Origin of the sequence: Actinophytocola sp. (genome assembly GCF_036002505.1) — a bacterium.
Lineage (GTDB): Bacteria > Actinomycetota > Actinomycetes > Mycobacteriales > Pseudonocardiaceae > DASYTH01.
Genome location: NZ_DASYTH010000062.1, coordinates 1 through 20,520 on the forward strand (window position 1 = coordinate 1; position 20,520 = coordinate 20,520).

The window sequence follows — 20,520 nt, forward strand, 5'->3', positions numbered from 1 at the left end:
TCCGACACAGTCGCCCGCAACTCCGCGTTCTCCGCAGCAAGTTCCTCATAGGACGGACGACGACCGGCAGACACCAAACCATGATCCACGAAACCCAGCAGAGATCAACTAGCCACGCCGCCAGACACCTGACCAGTTACGTGGGAAGAAACCAGATCTCCGCCCGGACGCGAGGCCTCGGCGTGGAGCTCAAGGAGCTCCGTGCCGCGGCCGGCCTCAACACCCGAGACGCGGCAAGGAAAGTCGGCCTCTCGTCGGCCACCCTCAACCGGATAGAACTCGGCACACGCCCAGCCACCCCAGAGGAAGTCTTCGGCCTGCTGATCGTATACGATGTGCCGACCCTGGAACGGGAACGCCTGCTGGAGATGGCGCGTGAAGCCGCCATGCCGGGGTGGTGGGAGGGCAGCAACTATTCAGGCCTGTCGAAACATCTGTATGCGGTGGTCAACTTTGAGTCCGAAGCGACCCGGATCATCAACGTGGCGCTGTCGCTGGTGCCTGGCTTGCTGCAGACTCCCAACTATATCCGAGCATTGCTGACCAGTCTGGGGAGAACCGAGCCCGAAGTCGAGAAGCGAGTGGCGGTGCGGGCGGGGAGGCATGTCGTGCTCTCCAAGCCCCGGCCCCCGCACTACCTCGCAATCATCGATGAGGCCGCCCTGCGCAGGCGGCTTGGCAGGCCCGCGATGATGGCTGAGCAGTTGCGGCACATTCTCGTGGAGGCCGACCGTCCGAATGTGACCGTTCTGGTTGTGCCGTTCGCAAAGGGCGGGTACCGCGGAATGATCAGCCCGTTTCAAGTGATCGGGTTCGCCAAAGCGCCCACGGTTGTCTTCCTCGAACACATACACTCCTCGGTCTTTCTGGATCAGCCGGCAGACACCATGCCGTTTCAACGGGCGATAGACTCGATCGCTGAGGCCGCGCTTGGACCAGCGGATTCAGCCGACTTCATTGCGAGGATCGCGGACGAATACGAGCGGGAGTGAGACACAGTGGATCTTGATCGTTTGCGCTGGCGCACGTCCAGCTTCACCGCGGAGGAGAACTGTATCGAGGTGGCCTGGTGGCGGAAGTCCAGCTACAGCGATGCCGAAGATTGTGTCGAGGTGGGGCACGGCCCCGATCTGGTGGGGGTGCGGGACACCAAGAACCGAGGTGGCGGGCAGCTGGTCGTTCCCCAGATTGCCTGGCAGCGGTTCTGTAGGGTCGTGTCCTGTGGACAAGCTGCAACAGGCCATTGAAGAGTCGGACTTCGCGTGGTCGTTGCACCTGGTAGGCGAGGATCCGTCGTACAAGCTGGCCACCCTGACCGACGATCTGCGCGGTGGGCCGTCGAACACCGGTGACGGCAAGCAGATCACGTCAGGGTTCGCCTACTGGGGTGCCGGGCCGACCATCGCCTGGGCGCACGCTTGCAACGACCCGTTCTACCCCGTGATGCAGCAGGGCATCGAATCCTTCTCCCAGCGGTGGAAGCGGGTCCGTTCGAAGCTGGACGGAACCCCGTACCACTACGTCAGCCTGGGGGTCGGGACCGGGCAGAAGGACCGAGAGATCCTGCACGATCTACTGACCCGGCAGCCGAACCTGCTCTACGTGCCGGTCGACCTGAGCGCGGCGATGCTGCGTCTGGGCCTGCGCGAGTCGCGCAAGGGCGTGAACCTGGCCCGGCGCCAGATCGTGCCGGTGCAGCTGGACTTCGCGATCCCGGAGAACATGGCCGAGCTCGCGAGGTTGCTGCACCGCTTGGTCGGCGACGAGCCGATTGTGTTCTCCTTGCTGGGCAACACGATGGCCAACTTCGAGGATGACGCCGGGCTGCTGGGCACGCTCACCGGGGCGCTCCGCCCGCAGGACCGCTTCCTGCTGGAGGTGGCCACCACCGACTCGCTCAGCGACGATCTGGCCGACGCGGCCGCCGAGGAGTACCACCGTAGCCGGGCCTACCTGGAGTTCGTGACCAGCACACTGCTGCAGTACACCGACCTCACGATCAACTTCGACAGCGTGCTGTTCCGCGGCTCGGTCGAGGGTGACCGCGCGCTCCGGGTGAAGATCTTTTACCAGAACCGGACCGGTGATGACCTGCGGATCGTGCTCCCGGATCGGACCAAGGTGGCTTTTCCTGACCGGGACACCATCCGGCTCTACCTCACCCGCAAGTACTCCCGCCGCGAGTTAGAGAAAATGCTTGCCGTGCTGGGCATTCAGAAACTGCATGGCATCCACCTTGCCTTCCCCTCGCAGCGCTCCCCTCGCGTGTTCGGCACCGACCTGCTGCTCCTCGCGGCCGGCGCGGAGCAGCTGCCCGAGCAGCGGGTGACCAAGGCCGACGAGATCTGGTCCACCTTCCCGGCGTCATGAGCCGGTTAGCCATCACGGTCGCCACGTTCGCGGCGCTGGCCGTGGCGCTGCTGCTCGGCGTCGCCTGGTTTGTCGAGTCCCCGGCCGGCCAGCGCTGGGAACCCGCCGTGAACTCCCTCGCCCTCCTCGCCGGCCTTACCGGCATCTTCGCCGAACGCTGGGCCGCCGAACGGGAACGCCGCAACCAGGCCGTCGAATCCATCCGCACCGAGCTCGAACACAACCGCCGCCTCCTGACCGACGAAGCCTTCAGCCAGGACCCCGCCCAACTCTCCCGCCGCCGGGTCTACCCCCGCCTCATGATCTCCGCCGTCGACTCCGCCTTCGCCTCCGGCGCCCTCTCCCCGCGCCGCGACGTCGACCTCATCGAGACCCTGCACCGCTGGCGCGCCACCGTGAACGCCGTCAACCGCCGCCTCGACCTCACCGAGTCCCTCACCTTCGGCAGCACCTCCACCGACGAGGTCGAACAGTTCAACCGCGCCCTCCACCGCGACGACGGCTACCTGCACGGCGTCCGCGAACTCCTCGCCGAACTCAGCGCGGGCCCCTTCGCAGCGCGCCGCCGAAGCGGCTGACCCAGCGCCGTGTTGGCCGCTCACGTCGGTGTGTTGGCCTGTGGCGATGGTGTGTTGGCGCCTCGCGTCGGTGTGTAGGCCGTCACCCCGATGGCGGTCAGCGCGGGGCCATGCGCAGCGCGCCGTCGAGGCGGATGACTTCGCCGTTGAGGTAGTCCTGGTCGATGATCGACAGGGCCAGGCCGGCGTATTCGGTGGGGTGGCCGAGGCGTTTGGGGAAGGGGACGCCGCCGGCGAGGTTGGCGCGGAACTCGTCGGAGACGCCGGCGAGCATGGGGGTGTCGATGATGCCGGGGGCGATGGTGACCACGCGGATGCCGAACGAGGCGAGGTCGCGGGCGGCGGACAGGGTCAGGCCGACGACTCCGCCCTTGGAGGCGGCGTAGGCGACCTGGCCGATCTGGCCGTCGAAAGCCGCGATGGAGGCCGTATTGATCACCACGCCGCGCTGGTCGTGGTCGAGGGGCTGCGTGGTGGACATCGCGGCGGCGGCGAGGCGCAGCACGTTGAACGTGCCGATCAGGTTGACCTCGACGACCTTGCGGAAGAGCTCCAGGTCGTGCGGGCCCTGCTTGCCCAGGATGCGCCCGGCCCAGCCGACGCCGGCGCAGTTCACTGTGGTGCGCAACGGAAGTCCGGACTCGACGGCGGCCGACACGGCGTCCGCCACCTGCTCGGCGTCGGTCACGTCGGCCGGCACGAACGTCACGCCGTCGACCGGTTCGGCCTTCTCCACGGCGTTGGGCAGGTCCAGCGCGAACACCCGCGCGCCCCGGGCGGCCAGGGCGCGGGCGGTCGCCCCGCCGAGGCCGGAGGCGCCGCCGGTCACGATCGCCGCGGTCTCCTTGATCTCCATGACGCAAGAGGTTAACGGCGCGCGGGTGGGCTGATCTCGTCGAGGGCCACCACGTCCTCGGCGCCCGGCCGCCAACTGGCGCCGGCCGCGTTCTCCGTCACCTGCTCCGCTGTGGTGGCGCCGGCGATCACCGAGGCGACCGCGGGCCGGGCGGCGAGCCAGCCGATGGCCAGCGCCGGCAGGCCGATGCCGCGCTCGCCGGCGAACGCCCGCAGCTTCTCGATCCGGCCCCACGGCGCCTCGGCGAGTAACCGGGCCCGGCCGGCGAGGCGGCTGTCCGGGGGTGGGTCCACGCCGCGCTGGTACTTGCCGCTGAGCAACCCGTTGGCCAGCGGGAAGTACGGCAGCAGCCCCAGCCCGAACCGCTGGCAGGCCGGCACCAGCTCGCGCTCGGCCTCCCGCTCCAGCAGGGAGTACTGGCCCTGCACGGAGATCGGCACGCCGAGGTGGGCGGTGCGGGCCCGCCACACGGTGTCGGCGAGCTGCCAGCCGGCCAGGTTCCCCACCCCGGCGTGCCGCACCTTGCCGGCGCGCACCAGATCGTCAAGCCCGGCAAGGGTTTCCTCGATCGGCGTGCTTGGGTCCGGGCGGTGCAGCTGGAGCAGGTCGATCCAGTCGGTGCCGAGCCGGCGCAGTGACGCCTCGGCGGCCAGCCGGACGTAGCGGCGGGAACCGCGGGCGCCGAAGTCCGGTCCGCTGGCGCCCTGCATGTCCAGCCCGAACTTGGTGGCGATCACGGCCTGTGCTCGTCGGTTTCCCAGCGCCACCCCGAGCAGCTCCTCGGACCGGCCGCGCGGCGCGCCGTACACGTCGGCCACGTCGAACAGCGTGATCCCGGCGTCCAGCGCGGCGTTGACCAGCGCCCGGGCGCCGGACGTCGACTCCGCGGCGGTGCCCGGCCGGCCCAGGTTGTTGCCGCCCAGCCCGACGACGCTGACCACCAGACCGGACTCGCCGAGGTGCCGCGTTTCCACTTTGGCCGAGCCTCCTTTGTGCCGGGCGAGGGGCGGTAAGGCACGCTATGCCCATGAACGACACACCCGAGGAGGATGCGGGGTCAACCGGCCAGTGGACCGCGGAGGATATCCCGAGTCAGGCCGGCCGCACCATCATCGTCACCGGAGCCAACAGCGGGATCGGTTTCGAGATCGCCCGCGCGCTGGCCGCACACGGCGCGCAGGTGATCCTGGCCGTGCGGGACGAGGCCAAGGGCACCGAGGCGATCGAGAAGCTGCGCGCCGAGCATCCGGATGCCGCTCTCGAGCTTCGCTACGTCGACCTCGCCGATCTGGAAACCGTGCGCGCGTTCGCCACCGGGGTGAAGAAGCTCGACGTCCTGATCAACAACGCCGGCGTGATGATGCCGCCACGCACCCTCACCAAGCAGGGCTACGAGCTGCAGTTCGGGGTCAACCACCTCGGCCACTTCGCCCTCACCGCACTGGTGTTCGACGCGCTCAAGCGCAGCGCCGACGGCCGCGTCGTCACGGTCACCTCACGGCAGCACAACCGCGGCCGGATGCACTTCGACGACCTGCACGGCGAGCACAAGTACAGCCGCGCCGGGTTCTACGCCCAGTCGAAGCTGGCCAACGTGGTGTTCGGGCTGGAGCTGCACCGAAGACTCCGGGCCGCCGAGCTGCCGGTCCGCAGCGTGCTGGCCCACCCCGGAGTGGTCGTGACGAACCTGCAGACCACCGGGCCGACCGGGTTGACCAAGGTGGCGCTGCAACTGGGCAGCCGGCTGATCGCCCAGCCGGCGGACATGGGCGCGCTCCCACCGCTCTACGCCGCCGTGCACCCGGACGTCGACAGCGGCCAGCTGATCGGCCCGGACGCCCGCAACGAGGCCAAGGGCTACCCGACCGTGGTGGAGCCGCTCGAGGCCGCCCGCGACCGCGACGTGGCCAGGCGGCTCTGGGACGTGTCCGAGGAGCTCTCCGGAATTCACTTCGATCCCCTGTAGGTGGGACCCCGTGGCGACCACCCATTTCCACACCTGCACCCTGTGCGAGGCCACCTGCGGCATCGCGGTCACCGTGGACGGCGACCAGGTGGTGGACATCCGGGGCGACGCCGACGACCCGTTCAGCCGGGGCTACCTCTGCCCGAAGGCCACCGCGCTCGCCGATCTGCAGCACGACCCGGACCGGCTGCGGCGGCCCGTGGTGCGGGCCGGCGACAGCTGGCGCGAGACCGGCTGGGACGAGGCGTTCGACCTCGTCGGCACCCGGCTGCGGGAGGTCCGCGCCCGGCACGGCAAGGACGCCGTGGCGGTGTACCAAGGGAATCCGAGCGCGCACAACCTCGGGCTGATGACGTACGGCCAGGCGCTGTTCCGCAGCCTCGGCACGCGCAACCTGTACTCGGCCACGTCGGTCGACCAGCTGCCGCACATGCTCGCGGCGCTGCTGGTGCTGGGCAACCAGGTGCTGATGCCGGTGCCCGACGTCGACCGGACCGACCTTTTCGTCTGCCTCGGCGCGAACCCCGCGGTGTCCAACGGAAGCATCATGACCGCACCCAACGTTCGGGCCCGGCTCAAGGCGATCCGGGCGCGCGGTGGCCGGGTCGTGGTGATCGACCCCCGGCGCACCGAGACCGCGGCACTGGCCGACCGGCACCTGTTCCTGCGCCCGGGCACCGACGCGTTGCTGCTGCTGTCCGTGGTGGCCGTGCTGTTCGCGGAGAACCTGGTGCGGCTGGGCCGGCTCGGACGGTATGTGTCCGGTGTGGACGGTCTGCGGTCGGCGGCGGCGAACTTCGCGCCGGAGTTAACCGCGGCCGCCACCGGGGTCGCGCCCGAGGACGTGCGTTGGCTGGCGCGTTCCCTTGCCGACACCCCACGGGCCGTGCTGTACGGCCGGGTGGGCACCTGCACCCAGGAGTTCGGCGGGCTGGCCGCCTGGCTGCTGCTGGCGGTCAACGTGCTGACCGGGCACCTGGACGAGCCGGGCGGCGCGATGTTCACCACGCCGGCGGTGGACGCCATCCCGCTGCTGGCGCTGACCCGGCTCCGCGGCAGCCTCGGCCGCTGGCACAGCCGGATCCGCGGGCTGCCCGAGTTCGGCGGCGAGCTGCCGGTCGCCGCGCTGGCCGAGGAGATCGAGACGCCCGGCCGCGGCCAGGTACGCGCGCTGATCACCTCCGCGGGCAACCCGGTGCTCTCCACCCCGAACGGTGTGCGCCTGGAGAAAGCCTTGGCGGGCTTGGACTTCATGGTGTCCATCGACCCGTTCGTCAACGAGACCACCCGGCACGCCGACGTCATCCTGCCGCCGACCGTCCACTTGGAACGGTCGCACTACGAGCTGGCGCTGGCCAACTACTCGGTGCGCAACGTCGCCAAGTACTCCCCGCCGGTGTTCCGGCGCGGCCCGGACCAGCGCCACGACTGGGAGATCTGCGTCGAGCTGGCCACCCGCGTGCTCGGCCGGGCGGCCGCCCTCGGCCGCCGGCTGCCACCGGAGGCGCTGCTGGACGTGGCGTTGCGCGCCGGCCCGCACGGCCTGCGCCGCGGACTGAACGGTTTGTCCTTGTCCCGCCTGAAGAAGCGACCCCACGGGGTGGACCTCGGCCCGCTCGAGCCGCGCCTGCCCGGCCGGCTCGGTCCGCTCTCCCGGAAGATCAACCTGGCGCCCCGGCAGTACCTCGACGACCTACCCCGCCTCCGGAGACACCTCCGCGAAGGCAGCCACGGGCTGGTGCTCATCGGCCGGCGCCAGCTGCGCAGCAACAACTCCTGGATGCACAACAGCGAGCGGCTGGTCAAGGGCAAGCCGCGGTGCACCCTGCTGATCCACCCGGACGACGCCGCCGAACGCGGCCTCACCGACGGCGAGCCAGCATCCCTCTCCTCCGCCACCGGCACCATCGAGGTCCCGGTCGAGATCACCGACACGATCATGCCCGGCGTGGTCAGCCTCCCGCACGGCTGGGGCCACACCCGCCCCGGCGTCCGGCTCACCGTGGCCACCGCCCATCCCGGCGCCAGCATCAACGACGTCACCGACGAGCACTTCGTCGACGCCCTCACCGGAACCGCCGCCCTGTCCGGAGTTCCGGTCACGGTACGCGCACAGGTGCGTTCCAGTTCTTGAGAATCCCCTCCCGAATTCCGGGAACACGCGGCTACGCTGCCGCACATGGCGGTCTACACCCACGGGCACCACAGCGCGGTGCTGCGCTCGCACCGCAGCCGGACCGCGGCGAACTCGGCGGCGTACCTCGTGCCGCGGCTGCGGCCCGGGGTGGCGGTGCTCGATGTCGGGTGCGGGCCGGGCACGATCACGGCCGATCTTGCCGCGCTGGTGGCGCCGGGGCGGGTGGTGGCCATCGACGCGGTGGCCGGGGTGCTGGACGGTGCCCGGCAACTCACGGCGGAGCGCGGGCTGGACAACGTGGAGTTCGCGGCCGGGGACGTGAACGCGCTCGAGCATGCCGATGGGACCTTCGATGTCGTGCACGCCCACCAGGTGCTGCAGCACCTGGCCGATCCGGTCGGGGCGCTGCGCGAGATGCGCCGGGTGTGCCGGCCGGGCGGGGTCGTGGCGGTGCGGGACGTGGACTACGCGGCGATGACCTGGTACCCGGAGAGCCCGGTACTGGACGAGTGGCTCGCGGTCTACCGGCGCACCGCGCGGCGCAACGGGGGCGAGCCGGACGCCGGGCGGCGGCTGCTGTCCTGGGCGCGGAGCGCCGGTTTCGACGACATCACCTGTACGGCGTCCACGTGGTGCTACGCCACGCCGGACCAGCGGGAGTTCTGGAGCGGGATGTGGGCCGAGCGCATCCTGCAGCCCGGCTTCGGCGACACGGCCGTCCGCTACGGGTACCTCGCCGAAGCGGACCGTGCGCGGATCGCGGACGCCTGGCGGGAGTGGGGTGCGAGCGACGACGGCTGGTTCGCCATCACCCACGGCGAGATCCTCTGCGCTGTTCCGCCTCGCTAGTCCGCCACTCCGGGATTTCTTGCCGTCGTTGCGTTCCAGCGAAAGGTGCGGTTCTCGGGTGAGCCGTGGCTGGGTGGCGTCACGGTCCCCTGAGGTTCCGTTGGCAGAAGCGAGACATGTCAAGTCGTTCGCGATGATCTTTCAGGCGCCCTAGCTGGGCTTCTTCTTGCTCTGCGCGGCGATGTGTTCGATGACCCTGGTCGGGGTGAAGCGCACCACCACGCGGGTCTCCGCGGGGCGGATCGTCCACGGCCGGCCCTCGTAGGCCCGGGACAGCTCGTCGATCAGCGCGTCGCCGCCCTCCTCGGTGAGCGTCACCGTGCCGCGCAGCTCGGTGTAGACGTAGGGGTCCTCCGGGTCATAGGCGAGCAGTGTGACCCGCGGGTCCCGCTCCATGTTCCGGCACTTGCGCCGGCCGCGGATGGTCGACATCAGCACGTCGGAGCCGTCGACCCTGGCCCAGACCACGCTCGACTGCGGCGCCCCGTCCGGATTGATGGTCGTCATGACCACGAACACCGGCTCCTGGAACAGTCGCAGCTCACTCATGCCGGTCATCCTGCCGTACGCGCCGCGGCGTAACCGGAACATCCGCCTGCCAACGGACGCGGCGACCCGTTCGCTGCTCTAGCGTCGAGGCGTGCCGCACCGTGCCGGGTTCCTCGACCGCGCCCCCCTCTCCCTGGGGCTGGGCGTGTTCGTGGTGGTCGTGTCGAACGTGATCGGCAGCCACCAGGGTCACCTGCTCGGCCCGCTCGGCTACCTGCTGATCGTCCCGCCGGCGTTCATCCTGTTGCTGCGCAACCGTTTCCCGCTGACCGTGTTCCTCACCGTCGCGCCGCTGGTGTGGCTCTACTACGGCACCGGCCAACCCGGCGGGCCCGCCGCGCTGTACGCGATCCTCGCGGTCTTCAACCTGTCCCTGCGGCGCGGGCCGCTGATCGCCGGCTCGGCCGCGGCCGGGCTGCTGGGCGCCGGGGTGCTGGCGGGCCTGATCGCCGGGCAGAGCCTGGAGGACCCGCGGATCGGGTTCGCCGTCGCCTGGTCCGGCATGGCGGTCGCGGCCGGCGCGGCGCTGGCCGCGCGGCGCAACAGCCTGGCCGCGCGCCGCGAGCAGGCCGAGGAACGCAGCCGGCGGCTCGCCGAGGAGGAGCGGCTGCGCATCGCCCGGGAGGTGCACGACGTGGTGGCGCACAGCCTGGCCATGATCAACGTGCAGGCCGGGGTGGGCGCGCACGTCGCCGACCGCCGCCCGGAGGAGGCCAAGCAGGCGCTGCTGGCGATCAAGGCGGCCAGCCACACCGCCCTGGAGGACCTGCGGGCGACGCTGGCCGTGCTGCGGTCCGGCGAGGGCCGGGCGCCGGCGCCGAGCCTCACCCGGCTGGCCGACCTCACCGAGGCGACCACCGCGGCCGGGCTGCCGGTGCAGGTCGAGGGCGAGCCCGGCGAGCTGCCCGCGCCGGTGGACTCCGCGGCGTACCGGATCGTGCAGGAGTCCCTCACCAACGCGGTCCGCCACGCGAAAGCCGTCACCGGCGTGACCGTGCGGTTCGCCCGCGCGGACGGCAGCATCGAGATCATGGTGGACGACGACGGCACCGGCTCGGTGGAACCCGGCTCCGGCAACGGGTTGCGCGGCATGCGCGAGCGCGCCGAGGCCCTCGGTGGCACGCTGTCCGCAGGCCCGCGCGCCGAAGGCGGGTTCCAGGTCAGGGCAAGGCTTCCGTTGGGGGACACATGATCCGGATCGTGCTCGCCGACGACCAGGCCCTGGTGCGCGCCGGGTTCCGGCTGCTGCTGGACACCGAGGACGGCTTCGAGGTGTGCGGCGAGGCCGCCGACGGCGCCGAGGCCGTGCGCCTGGCCCTCGAGAAGCACCCCGACATCGTGGTGATGGACGTCCGCATGCCCGGCCTCGACGGCCTGGCCGCGACCCGCCAGATCACCGCCGACGCCGCGCTCGCCGGGGTGAAGGTGCTGGTGCTGACCACGTTCGACGTCGACGAGTACGTGTTCGAGGCGCTCCGCTCCGGCGCCAGCGGGTTCCTGCTCAAGGACACCGAGCCGGTCGAGCTGCTGCACGCGCTGCGGGTGGTCGCCGCCGGCGAGGCCCTGCTCGCCCCCACCGTCACCCGCCGGCTGATCTCCGAGTTCCTCGCCCGCCCCGACCAGCGCCGCCTCGACACCAGCGTGCTCACCGAGCTCACCGACCGCGAACGGGAAGTGCTCGCCCTCGTCGCCGGTGGCCTGTCCAACGATGAGATCGCCGCCCACCTGGTGATCAGCCCGGCCACCGCCCGCACCCACGTCAGCCGCATCCTCACCAAGCTGCACGCCCGCGACCGCGCCCAGCTCGTCGTCCTCGCCTACGAATCCGGCCTGGTCTCCCCGCATTCCCGCGACCGTTAGTCTTCCCGCCATGTCGACACTGGGGCGCCGGATCGGCTGGTTCCTCAGCCGCGAAGCCACGCTGGTGATCCTGGCCGGGATGACCCTCGCCGTGCTGCTGAACTGGTCCAGCTTCCGGCACCCCCGCTCGACGCTCATCGGTGGGCTCGGCGATCCCCTGCTGCAGGCCTGGCAGCTGGCCTGGGGCCACCACCTCGTGACCGAGGGCGGCACGTTCTGGACGGGCAACGTGCTCTACCCGGCCGTGGACGGGCTCGCCTTCAGCGACGCGCTCCTGGGTTACCTGCCGTTCGGCCTGTTCGGCGACGGTATGTACGCGGCGGTCATGCGCTACAACATCGTCTACCTGTTCGCCTTCGCGCTCGCGTTCGCCGGCTGTTACGCCCTGGCCAGGCAGCTCGGTGCGAGCTGGCCGGGGGCGGCGCTGGCCGGCGTGGTGTTCGCCGGGGCGCCGTGGCGGTTGGCGCACGCCGCCCACCTCAACATCCTGTCCACCGGTGGCATCGCGCTCGCGCTTTTCGCGCTGGCCCGTGGGCACGGCTACTCGTTCCGGGAGGGGCTGCGGACCGACCGGGTGCGGCCCCTGTGGGCGCTCGCGGGCTGGCTCATCGCGGCGTGGCAGGTCACCCTCGGCTTCGCCGTCGGCGTGCCGTTCGTCTACCTGACCGGGTTGATCGCCTTGGTGGTCGTGGCGGTCACGGTGCTGCGCCGGCGTGAGCCCGGCCGCCGCATGGTGATCGTCAACGGGGTGGGCATCGGGGTGTTCCTGGCCGTCACCTACCTCATGACGATCCCGTACCGCCGGGTCGTCGACACGTACCACTTCACCCGCACCTGGAACGAGGTCGTCGAGCTGTCCCCGGTGCCGCGCGGCTTCGTCACCGCGTCGAACGACACCTGGCTGTGGCAGGGCACCGCGCTGAACCGCACGGAGGCGCTGCCCGGTCCGTGGCCCGGCGAGGGAATGATCCTGCCCGGGTTCGTGGTGATCCTGTTCGCCGTCGCCGGGCTGGTGGTGAGTGCGTGGCCGGTGCGGGTACGGATCGGCCTGGCGGTCGCCGCCGTGATCAGCGCGGTGCTCGCCCTCGGCGCCGGGTTCTTCGGCGGCCGGTACACATACTTTCCGTTGTGGCAATACCTTCCGGGCTGGGACGCGTTGCGGACGCCCGGCCGGCTGATCCTGTGGACGACCCTGTTCCTGGCGTTGCTCGCCGCCGGCGCGGTCACCGGTCTGGGCCAGGCGCTGAGCGAACGCGTGACCCAGCCGCGCCGCCGCCGGCTGCTCGCGGCAGTGCTCGTGCTGCCGGCACTCGGGGCGGTGCTCGAGGCCGTGCCGGACCGCGGGGTGGCGACCGTGCCCGGCGTGCCGCCCGGGCTGCGTCAGGTGTACGCGCAGACCCGGGAGCCGATCCTGATCCTGCCGATGGACGAGCCCAGCGACTTCCGCTACATGCTCTGGTCGACCGAGGGTTTCCCGAAAATCGCCAACGGCCACAACGGTTTCATCCCGCCGACCTACTTCACCCTGGCCAAGGCGGCCACCGCCTTCCCCGACCCGACGAGCCTGGGCGTTCTGCGCGGCAACGGGATTCGCGAGGTCGTGGTGCTGAAGTCCTCGATCGCGGGGACGCCCTACGCCGACGTCCTGCGCCGCCCGGTCGGCGACCTCCCGCTCAGCACTTCGGAGAACGCCGACGTGGTGATCTTCACGCTTCGCTGACCGGCGCCCGGGGGTGGGAGGGAAGGAACGCCACGTTCACTCCCTCGAAGCTGCTCGAGGGCGCTTGGGACTAGTCTGTGCATCCCACAGCTACGGTGAGTCGGCAGGGGGCTCATGGCGACCGACGTCATCGCCCGCGGCGAGGTTGTCACCGGTACTCACCGGCGCGGGTTCGTCGCCACCGTGGGCCAGCTGGCCTCTCGGGAGGCGACGCTGGTGGTGCTCGCCGGGCTGGCCATCTCCGTGGCGTTCCACTGGCCGATCTTCCGCCATCCGCGGTCGATGATCGTCAGCGATCTCGGAGATCCGCTCCTGCAGGCCTGGGAACTGGCCTGGCACCGGCATTTCCTCACCGCGGGCGGCGACTTCTGGACCGCCAACATCTTCCACCCCGCGGTGGACAGCTTCGCGTTCACCGACTCGCTGCTCGGCTACTTCCCGCTCAGCGTCCTCGGTGACGGGATGTACTCGGCCGTCATGCGCTACAACGCCGCCTACCTCATCGCGTTCGCGCTCGCGTTCGCCGGCGCGTACGCGCTGGCCCGGCAGCTTGGCGCCAAGTGGCCGGGGGCGGCGCTGGCGGGGATCGTTTTCGCCTGGACGCCGTGGCGGATGACCCAGATCAGCCACCTCAACATCCTGTCGACGGGGGGCGTCGCGCTGGCTCTCTTCGCGCTGGCGCGCGGCCACGGATACTCGTTCCGGTATGGCCTCCGGCCCGAGCTCACCCGGCCGGGATGGGCGCTGGCCGGCTGGCTCATCGCCGCCTGGCAGGTCACGATCGGGTTCGCCGTCGGCATTCCGTTCGTCTACCTGATGGCGCTCGTCGGCCTGGTGATCGTCGTGGTCAACGTGGTGCGGCGGCGCGAGCTCGGTACCCGCCTCACCCTGGCGAACGGGGTGGGAATACCGGTGTTCGCCGGCGTCACCTACCTCATGGCGCTGCCCTACCTTCGGGTCGTCGACCACTACCACGTCAGCCGGCCGTGGGATGAGGTGGCGTGGAACTCCCCGCCGCTGCAAGGCCTGGTGACGGCACCGGACCAGACCTGGCTGTGGCGCGACACCCTGCTCAACAGCATGGAGAAGATTCCCGGTTTCGGGGAGAAGACGCTGCTGCCCGGCTTCGTCGTCGTTCTGTTCGCCCTGGCCGGCCTGATCGTCAGTGCCTGGCCGCTGCGCGTGCGCATCGGTCTGCTCGTCGCCACGGTCGTCGCCACGGTGCTCGCGCTCGGTGCCACGGTGTTCGGCGGCACGTACACCTACCGTCCCCTGTGGGAGCACCTGCCCGGCTGGGACGCGATGCGCACGCCCGGCCGGTTGATCGTCTGGGCGGTTCTGTTCCTGGCGCTGCTCGCGGCCGGTGCGGTCACCGGGCTCGGGCAGGCGTGGGCCGAGCGCAAGCAGGACAATGCGGCCAAGCCCTGGAAACAACGACTGGTCGCGCTGGCTCTGTTGCTGCCGGCGCTCGGTGCGCTGATCGAGGGCAGTCCGGACCAGAGCTATGTGACGCCTTCGGGGATTCCGCCGGCATTGCGTCCGGTGCTCGCGCAGGCGCGTGAACCGATCCTCATCCTGCCGGTGACCCCGTTCGGCGAATACACGTACATGCTCTGGTCGACCGAGGATTTTCCCACGCTGGCCAACGGCAGTTCCGGCTTCTTCCCGCCGGAGTACGCGGCCGTCGTCGAGGCGGCGAAGAACTTTCCGGACACTGCGAGCATCGAGGTGCTGCGCAAGCACGGCATTCGCACCGTCGTGGCACTGCGGGCCGCCCTGGAAGGCACGCCCTATGCGGATGTACTGCACCGGCCCAGTGCTGGCCAGCCGATTACCGTGACGGAAAGCGCGGAGTTCGTGACGTTCACGATCACCTGACGCGGTCCGGCGGGCCTGCCATACACTCGGCAACGTTCGGTGGTCCGGTATGGGACGGGAATCTCTTGATCTCCTACGCGCAGAACGCGGAAGACGTGGTGCTGGCCCGGTTGTTCGCCGGGCAGCGGACCGGTCGCTACGTCGACATCGGCGCCGGCGATCCGATCGAGGCGTCGGTGACCAAGCACTTCTACGACCACGGCTGGCGTGGCCTGAACATCGAGCCGATTCCATTTCTCGCCGAACGGTTGCGCGCGGACCGTCCGGAGGATGTGACCCTCGCGGTCGCCGTCGGGGCCAAGTCCGGCAGCGCCGTGCTCCATGTGGTCGGGCACGAATGGGGCTGGTCGACGCTCGACGACCAGCTCGCCCAGGGCTACCGGGACGAGCAGCAGTGGGACGTCAGCGAGATCGAGGTCGAGCTCGTCACCCTCGCCGCGGTGCTCGACGACCACCCGGGGCCCGTCGACTTTCTCAAGATCGACGTCGAGGGTGCCGAGCAGGATGTGATCGATGGCGCCGACTGGGCGCGGCACCGCCCCAGGGTGATCGTCATCGAGGCGACCGAGCCGGGTGCGCCCACCCCGGCCCACCACCAATGGGAGCCGGTGCTGCTGGACGCCGGCTACCGGTGCGCGCTGTTCGACGGCCTGAACCGGTTCTACGCGCAGGCCGAGGACGGCGAGGCGCTCACCCGGCTGGCCGCCCCGGCCAACGTGTTCGACTCCTTCGAGCCCTACACCTGGCAGTTCAAACTCGATGAGCGCGCCGCGGACAAGGGCTACATCCGCCGCCTGGAAACCATGCTGCGGGAGGCCCAGGAAGCCCGCGCCAAGGACGCCGACCGGATCCGCGAGCTGGAATCCGCCCTCGCCGAGGAGCGCCGGCGGTCCACCCGGGCCCGCCGCGCCGAGGCCGCGCTGGCGCGCCGGCTGGCCGAGCTCGAGATCCGCGAGCCCTGATCCGAAGTTGGACCGAGCGTGACGAAAGCGTCCTTCGTCACGCCTGGGGTGACCAAGGACGCTTTCGTCGCATCATTCCTTCCGGATCAGGTAGGTGTAGCTCTCCCACTCGTTGCCGGCGAGCTTGTCCGGCACCGCCCGCACCACCGTGCAGCCGCAGTGCGCGAGCAGGTCACGCACCAGCCGGGTGGGAATGCCGGTCATGGTCATGGCCACCTGATATTCGCCGGTCTCCGCCGGCTCAGCGTCCGGCGCCGGCGGTGGCACCTCCGACGGCCCGACCACCTCGACCGGGAGCCGCACGGTCGAGCTGCCGACCTCGCCCCACCAGGTCACCTCTTCCTGCACGAGGTCGATCTCGAGCTCGAACGCACCCGCCTTGATGGGGGCCGTCACCGGCACGGACAGCTCAACCGACTCGCCCGGGCCGATCTCGTGCGGCAGGTCGACCCGGGCGTCGTCCATGACCGCCACCGCACCGCCGGCCAGCCAGTGGTTGCCCACCCGGATGCACCGGTCGACCGGCCACGGGCCCGAACCGGTGTTGGTGATCCGTAGTGGAACGTGCTGAACCTGACCGGCCACCAGCTCGCGCGGGGCCTGCGTGACGACGAGGTCGGCGCGCATCACCCCGGGCTCCAGCGGGACCGGACGGGTCGGCTGGGCCGGGATCTGCAGGGCCAGCATTCCGCCGGGCCGGACCACGCGCTGCAGCTCGAGCAGGTTGGCGAGCTGAACGGCGGGCGGCGCGTGCTGCAGCACGATCATGCTGATCACGCTGTCGAACGTGCCGTCCTCGAACGGCAGCAGCCGGCCGTCGTAGTGCATGAACCGGATCCGGTCCGGGTGCTGGTTGAGCGCCTGGGCACGCTCGACCATGGACGCCGCGATGTCCACGCCGGTGACCCGGTCGACGTGGTCGGCAAGCGCGAAGCTGAGCCGGCCGACCCCGCAGCCGAAGTCGAGCACGTGGTTGCCGAGGCGCAGCGACGACTCGCTCAGCATGTCCAGCAGCTCCACCACCCACACCTCGCCGGTGGCGAGGAACTCCCCGGTCTCCCAGCGACCGCCCCTGCGCTCGGGATACATGAGCACGGCCCACAGCGGGTCGTCCTCGCCGAGACTTTCCCAGGTCGACCGGAGATGCCGCACGTTCATCGGCCGCCTGCCTTCGCCGTTCGGACCGGGTCGATCTGGGTCAGGCGCCGCCGCATGACCGCGCCGACCGCGGCCGAGCTGCAGGTGGATCGGACCGCCTCGATCGCCTTGGCGCCGATGGACTTCCGGAGCTCGTCGCTGGCCGCGAGCCGGCGCAACCACCGGGCCGCCTGATCCACTCTGGGCTCGGCCCACAGGTGCCCGACCCGGTACCAGTGGCCGAAATACTCGGCGTAGCGGTGGTCGCGCTCGGTGATAGGGCGGATGTCGTAGCCCACCATGGCCGCCGAGCCGGGCGGCATGAAGTCGGTGTTGCCGCCGTAGCCGGTGGCCACCACCGCCTTGCCCAGCGCCATCGCCTCCGCCATGCCCATACCGAAACCCTCGGACCGGTGCAGGGACGCGTAGATGTCGCAGCTGGCGATCAGGCTGTCCATCTGCGCGCGGGTCAGATCCGTGTTGATCAATGTGCCGTTGACCTCGTCGATCGCCGCGGCGAGATCCCCGCGCAACTCGGGGAACGCGTCGAGGTCGGTCGCCTTGATCACGAGGTGCGCCCGGCTGCCGCGCTCGCTCGCCGGGAAGGCCCGGCGGAACGCCTCGACCACACCCCACGGGTTCTTCCTGGCGTCACTGGAGGACGCGCTGAAGCTGAACAGCACCACCAGCGCGTCCTCGGGCAGCCCGAACTGGGCGCGGTCCGGCCGGACCCTGCCGAACTGGGTCACCACGTTCGGGATCACGTGGATCGGCTTGGCGGTGACCGTGCGGAAGGCCTCGGCGACGAACGACGACACCACCCACAGCTCGTCGATCCGGGGCAGTTGCGCCACCGAGTACTCCAGCACATTCGGCAGTTCCCAGGCCCACAGCGCGATCGTGTACCGGTCGGTCGAGCTCTCCGGGATCAGGTGGAACTCGTTCAGGTTGATCAGCCAGAGGTCGATCGGGAACTCCTTGCCCGCCCGCAGCGCGGCGAGCCGGGTGGGCACCGGGCCGCTCCGGTTCGGGGCCTGGGAGTTGAACTCGGTGAACGTGATGTCGACGCCGGCGTCGAGGAGGGCGATGGCGTGCCGGCGGGCCGACTCGGCCAGGCCGGTGGTGGCCCGGGGGTCGCCGAACACGTTCACGCCGAACGCCGGTGCGGTGACCGGACGGGCGGAACCGGTGCTGGCGACCGCCTCGAGCGCCTGCCGGTAGCCGGCGGCGGCCACCGCCCAGGCGGAGGTCTCCGCGGTCACCTCGCGCCCCTTGCGCCCGGCCGCGCGGGCCTCCTCCGGCCACGAGACCACCCGCTCCATCACGGCGATCAGACTTTCCATCTCGCTCGCCGGCTCGATCGGCACCCGCCAGCAGAACGTTGGATCCAGGTGCCAGTACTGCGGCAGATCGCTGGTGATCACCGGCTTTCCGGCGGCAAACGCGCGCATCATCACGGCGCTGGTCTCGCCGGCGGTCGGCCAGCGCAGGTTGATCGCGGTGTCCACAGCCGCGATCAGCTCGACGAACTCCTGTTTCCCGGGGCTGAGCGCCAGATGCACGCTGTCGGCCATCCGGTACCTCGTGATCAGCTCCCGGACCTCGGCCAACACCTCCGGGTAGTCCGGATGCCCGGCGATGACCAGCCGGGCCAGCGGCCAGCGGTTCCTGATCTGGGCGAACGCCAGCACCGCGGTGACCATCCGCTTGGTCGGGTTGAAGCCGCCGAAAACGCCGAACACGACGTCGTCATCCGTCCATCCCAGCGCGAGGCGCCGGTCCCGGCCGGCCGGTTCCAGCGTGGAAATGCCCTGCGGTACGACGAAAACCGGCTTGCCGGGGTACCGCGCACGCAGCCGGCCGGCGGAGTGCGGATCATGCACGATCACCCCGCGGCTGGCCGTCACGATCCGCCGTTCCATGGTCACGATGGACGTGTCGAGCACCTGCTCGCCGTACGCGTCCAGCGCGGGGTACCCGGCGACCAGGTAAGGGCTGCTCGGGTCGCCGCGCAGCGGGCCGTGCGCGTACTCCACCTCGGCCTCGAACGCGTCCGTCTCGATGCCGCCGTGGAATCTCCTGTTGAAGTCCGCCAGCGAAGTGTCGTGCAGGACCACCAGCCCGGGCTCGGCGAGCGCCCGCCGGTAGATCCAGGAGTGCGCTCCGGCGTGGTTGCCCATCTGGTAGACGGGCAGGCGCCCGGCCGCATCATCCGGTGTGACGACCCGCACGCCCTCCGGCGCCACGGCCTCGCCGTCCCGGCCGACCGCGACCAGGTCGACAACCTCGGCGAGCGGCCCGAGCAGCTCGTAGGTGTAGTCAGCGATTCCGCTTCGCTCCGGCGGCAGCGGGCTCCACATCGCGCAGCGCATCGGCGACGCTCACCGCCACGCGATGAGGCTGTAGCGGTCGGCCTTCTCGGCACCCGACGCCAACGGATCCTGCGGCCAGCAGGCCAGCGGTCCGTCGTCCACGTAGCGCACCCCGGCCGTGGCGAAACCGGCGGCGTCCACCAGGAAGCGGAGCAGGTCGGGATGCACCGGCCTGGTGGCGAACGGATCGAGGTGGAAGTCCTTGGCGGCCGGCCCGCCGGCATGAGGTGTCTCGACGATCAGCACGCCGCCCCGGCGCAGCAGGGTCGCGGCGAGGTCGATGAACCGCGTCAGCGCGACCGGGTCAAGACGCTCGACGTAGCGGAACGCAGTGATCGCGGCCAGCGAGCGCTGCCCCTGCGCGGCCAGCGCGTCGAGCGGTTCAGCCTGGGTCAGCTCGATGCCCAGGCTCGCGCAGTGCCGCACCACGTACGGGTTGGGCGAGGCCGCCTCGGCCGTGATACCCAGGTTGCGCAATGCCTCCAGCCACTCGCCCCGGCCGGGTGACATGTCGAAGACCGCGGCCGTGGGGTGCTTGGTGCGGACTTCCTCGATCAACGGCAGGTAGGCGTGACGTCGTGCACCGGCCTCCTCCGCCGGGCCGTCCAGCAGCTCACACACCGCCAGCTCGACGAACGAACCCCGGTCCGGCAAGGCCGATGTCTCGGGGTGTTCGGTCCGCGTTGTGCGCAGCCCGTCCAGGTACACGTCCACGTGGGTGTGCCGCAGCCGCATGTCCCGGGTGGCGGCGGCCAGTTTGGCCAATTGCGCCTCGGCCTCCTTGAGCCGCAGCTCGAACTCACCAGCACTGATCTGGCGATCCGCCAACTCCAGCCGCAGGTCGCTCAACTCGGCCCGTATTCCGCCGACCGCCGCGTAGATGCGCTGGTTCAACCCGGCCTGAATGTTCTGGTCGGACCGGCGCAGAGCTTCGAGCTCCGGGCCGATATCCGCATTCAGGGTCACCCCCATTCCATCGCCGATGGAATCGGCAACCGGTTCGATCTTGGACCGGAGATGTCGCAGCGTGTCCTCGACGTCCTGAACAATGTGCTGAATTGTTTGCACGGCGTCGCGGGTGGCGATGTTGGTTTCCATCTGCCACTTGAGGTTGCGCTTCCACAAGAACCGGAGGGCGAGCCGGCCGAGCAAGTCACCGCGCCGTAGCGGCAGGTGAAGTCTGTGGTGCTCGTCCAGCCGAGCAAGGGCGTGCGCCAGATCTGGTTGCGACATGTTGTTCGATCCATCACGTCATGGCGGCGGGCCTCCGCCGATCGGGGTGAGTG

18 protein-coding genes are annotated in these 20,520 nt (G+C 70.4%); 12 read left to right on the forward strand and 6 right to left on the reverse strand.

All coding sequences use genetic code 11. The annotated features are described in order from the left end of the window. The first annotated feature begins 182 nt into the window (after positions 1-182). From VGR06_RS04705 to VGR06_RS04720, 4 genes are all read left to right on the forward strand, one after another. On the forward strand, positions 183-992 hold the full coding sequence (locus VGR06_RS04705; RefSeq protein WP_327557705.1) for a helix-turn-helix transcriptional regulator: 810 nt from the start codon (positions 183-185) through the stop codon (positions 990-992). 69 nt (positions 993-1,061) lie between these two features. Next, positions 1,062-1,247, forward strand: a complete 186-nt coding sequence (locus VGR06_RS04710) for a DUF397 domain-containing protein (protein ID WP_327557728.1) — start codon at positions 1,062-1,064, stop codon at positions 1,245-1,247. Beyond that, on the forward strand, positions 1,222-2,370 hold the full coding sequence (locus VGR06_RS04715) for an L-histidine N(alpha)-methyltransferase (protein ID WP_327557706.1): 1,149 nt from the start codon (positions 1,222-1,224) through the stop codon (positions 2,368-2,370). Before VGR06_RS04710 ends, VGR06_RS04715 begins: the two co-directional genes overlap by 26 nt. Beyond that, positions 2,367-2,948 (forward strand): hypothetical protein, encoded by a 582-nt coding sequence (locus tag VGR06_RS04720; RefSeq protein WP_327557707.1) that lies wholly within the window; start codon positions 2,367-2,369, stop codon positions 2,946-2,948. The genes VGR06_RS04715 and VGR06_RS04720 overlap by 4 nt, the downstream gene beginning before the upstream one ends. Positions 2,949-3,045: 97 nt before the next feature. Here the strand turns inward: VGR06_RS04720 and VGR06_RS04725 are convergent, their stop codons facing one another. After that, positions 3,046-3,804, reverse strand: coding sequence for an SDR family NAD(P)-dependent oxidoreductase (locus VGR06_RS04725; RefSeq protein WP_327557708.1), 759 nt, complete (start codon positions 3,802-3,804; stop codon positions 3,046-3,048). An 11-nt stretch (positions 3,805-3,815) separates the two neighbouring features. After that, positions 3,816-4,778: an aldo/keto reductase gene (locus VGR06_RS04730; protein WP_327557709.1), complete on the reverse strand. Its 963-nt coding sequence runs from the start codon at positions 4,776-4,778 to the stop codon at positions 3,816-3,818. Between the two features lie 53 nt (positions 4,779-4,831). On the opposite strand from VGR06_RS04730, the gene VGR06_RS04735 reads away from it, so the two are divergent. The 3 genes from VGR06_RS04735 to VGR06_RS04745 are packed head-to-tail and all read left to right on the forward strand — an operon-like array spanning position 4,832 to position 8,756. Then, positions 4,832-5,770, forward strand: coding sequence for an oxidoreductase (locus VGR06_RS04735; protein ID WP_327557710.1), 939 nt, complete (start codon positions 4,832-4,834; stop codon positions 5,768-5,770). 10 nt (positions 5,771-5,780) lie between these two features. Next, positions 5,781-7,904 (forward strand): molybdopterin oxidoreductase family protein, encoded by a 2,124-nt coding sequence (locus VGR06_RS04740; protein WP_327557711.1) that lies wholly within the window; start codon positions 5,781-5,783, stop codon positions 7,902-7,904. A gap of 45 nt (positions 7,905-7,949) precedes the next feature. Further along, on the forward strand, positions 7,950-8,756 hold the full coding sequence (locus tag VGR06_RS04745) for a methyltransferase domain-containing protein (protein WP_327557712.1): 807 nt from the start codon (positions 7,950-7,952) through the stop codon (positions 8,754-8,756). Between the two features lie 150 nt (positions 8,757-8,906). Here VGR06_RS04745 and VGR06_RS04750 read toward each other — a convergent pair whose 3' ends face one another. Beyond that, positions 8,907-9,305, reverse strand: a complete 399-nt coding sequence (locus tag VGR06_RS04750; protein WP_327557713.1) for a PPOX class F420-dependent oxidoreductase — start codon at positions 9,303-9,305, stop codon at positions 8,907-8,909. Between the two features lie 91 nt (positions 9,306-9,396). Between VGR06_RS04750 and VGR06_RS04755 the strand changes: the two genes are divergently transcribed. The 5 genes from VGR06_RS04755 to VGR06_RS04775 all read left to right on the forward strand — a co-directional run bounded on the left by VGR06_RS04755 (position 9,397) and on the right by VGR06_RS04775 (position 15,725). Next, positions 9,397-10,497: a sensor histidine kinase gene (locus VGR06_RS04755; protein WP_327557714.1), complete on the forward strand. Its 1,101-nt coding sequence runs from the start codon at positions 9,397-9,399 to the stop codon at positions 10,495-10,497. Next, complete coding sequence (locus VGR06_RS04760; protein ID WP_327557715.1) at positions 10,494-11,165, forward strand: response regulator transcription factor; 672 nt, start codon at positions 10,494-10,496, stop codon at positions 11,163-11,165. The genes VGR06_RS04755 and VGR06_RS04760 overlap by 4 nt, the downstream gene beginning before the upstream one ends. A gap of 10 nt (positions 11,166-11,175) precedes the next feature. Next, a complete protein-coding gene (locus VGR06_RS04765; protein WP_327557716.1) occupies positions 11,176-12,885 on the forward strand; it encodes a hypothetical protein in 1,710 nt (569 codons plus the stop codon). A gap of 114 nt (positions 12,886-12,999) precedes the next feature. After that, complete coding sequence (locus tag VGR06_RS04770; RefSeq protein ID WP_327557717.1) at positions 13,000-14,763, forward strand: hypothetical protein; 1,764 nt, start codon at positions 13,000-13,002, stop codon at positions 14,761-14,763. A 65-nt stretch (positions 14,764-14,828) separates the two neighbouring features. Continuing rightward, the gene (locus VGR06_RS04775; protein WP_327557718.1) at positions 14,829-15,725 is read left to right on the forward strand and encodes an FkbM family methyltransferase; all 897 of its coding nucleotides are present in this window, start codon (positions 14,829-14,831) and stop codon (positions 15,723-15,725) included. Positions 15,726-15,797: 72 nt separating this feature from the next. Here VGR06_RS04775 and VGR06_RS04780 read toward each other — a convergent pair whose 3' ends face one another. Genes VGR06_RS04780 through VGR06_RS04790 form a run of 3 tightly spaced genes read right to left on the reverse strand, consistent with a single transcriptional unit; the run spans position 15,798 to position 20,467 of the window. Then, positions 15,798-16,883 (reverse strand): methyltransferase domain-containing protein, encoded by a 1,086-nt coding sequence (locus VGR06_RS04780; RefSeq protein WP_327557719.1) that lies wholly within the window; start codon positions 16,881-16,883, stop codon positions 15,798-15,800. Then, positions 16,880-19,234 (reverse strand): glycosyltransferase, encoded by a 2,355-nt coding sequence (locus VGR06_RS04785; RefSeq protein ID WP_327557720.1) that lies wholly within the window; start codon positions 19,232-19,234, stop codon positions 16,880-16,882. Before VGR06_RS04785 ends, VGR06_RS04780 begins: the two co-directional genes overlap by 4 nt. Positions 19,235-19,243: 9 nt before the next feature. After that, a complete protein-coding gene (locus VGR06_RS04790; protein ID WP_327557721.1) occupies positions 19,244-20,467 on the reverse strand; it encodes a methyltransferase domain-containing protein in 1,224 nt (407 codons plus the stop codon). Positions 20,468-20,520: the final 53 nt, after the last annotated feature.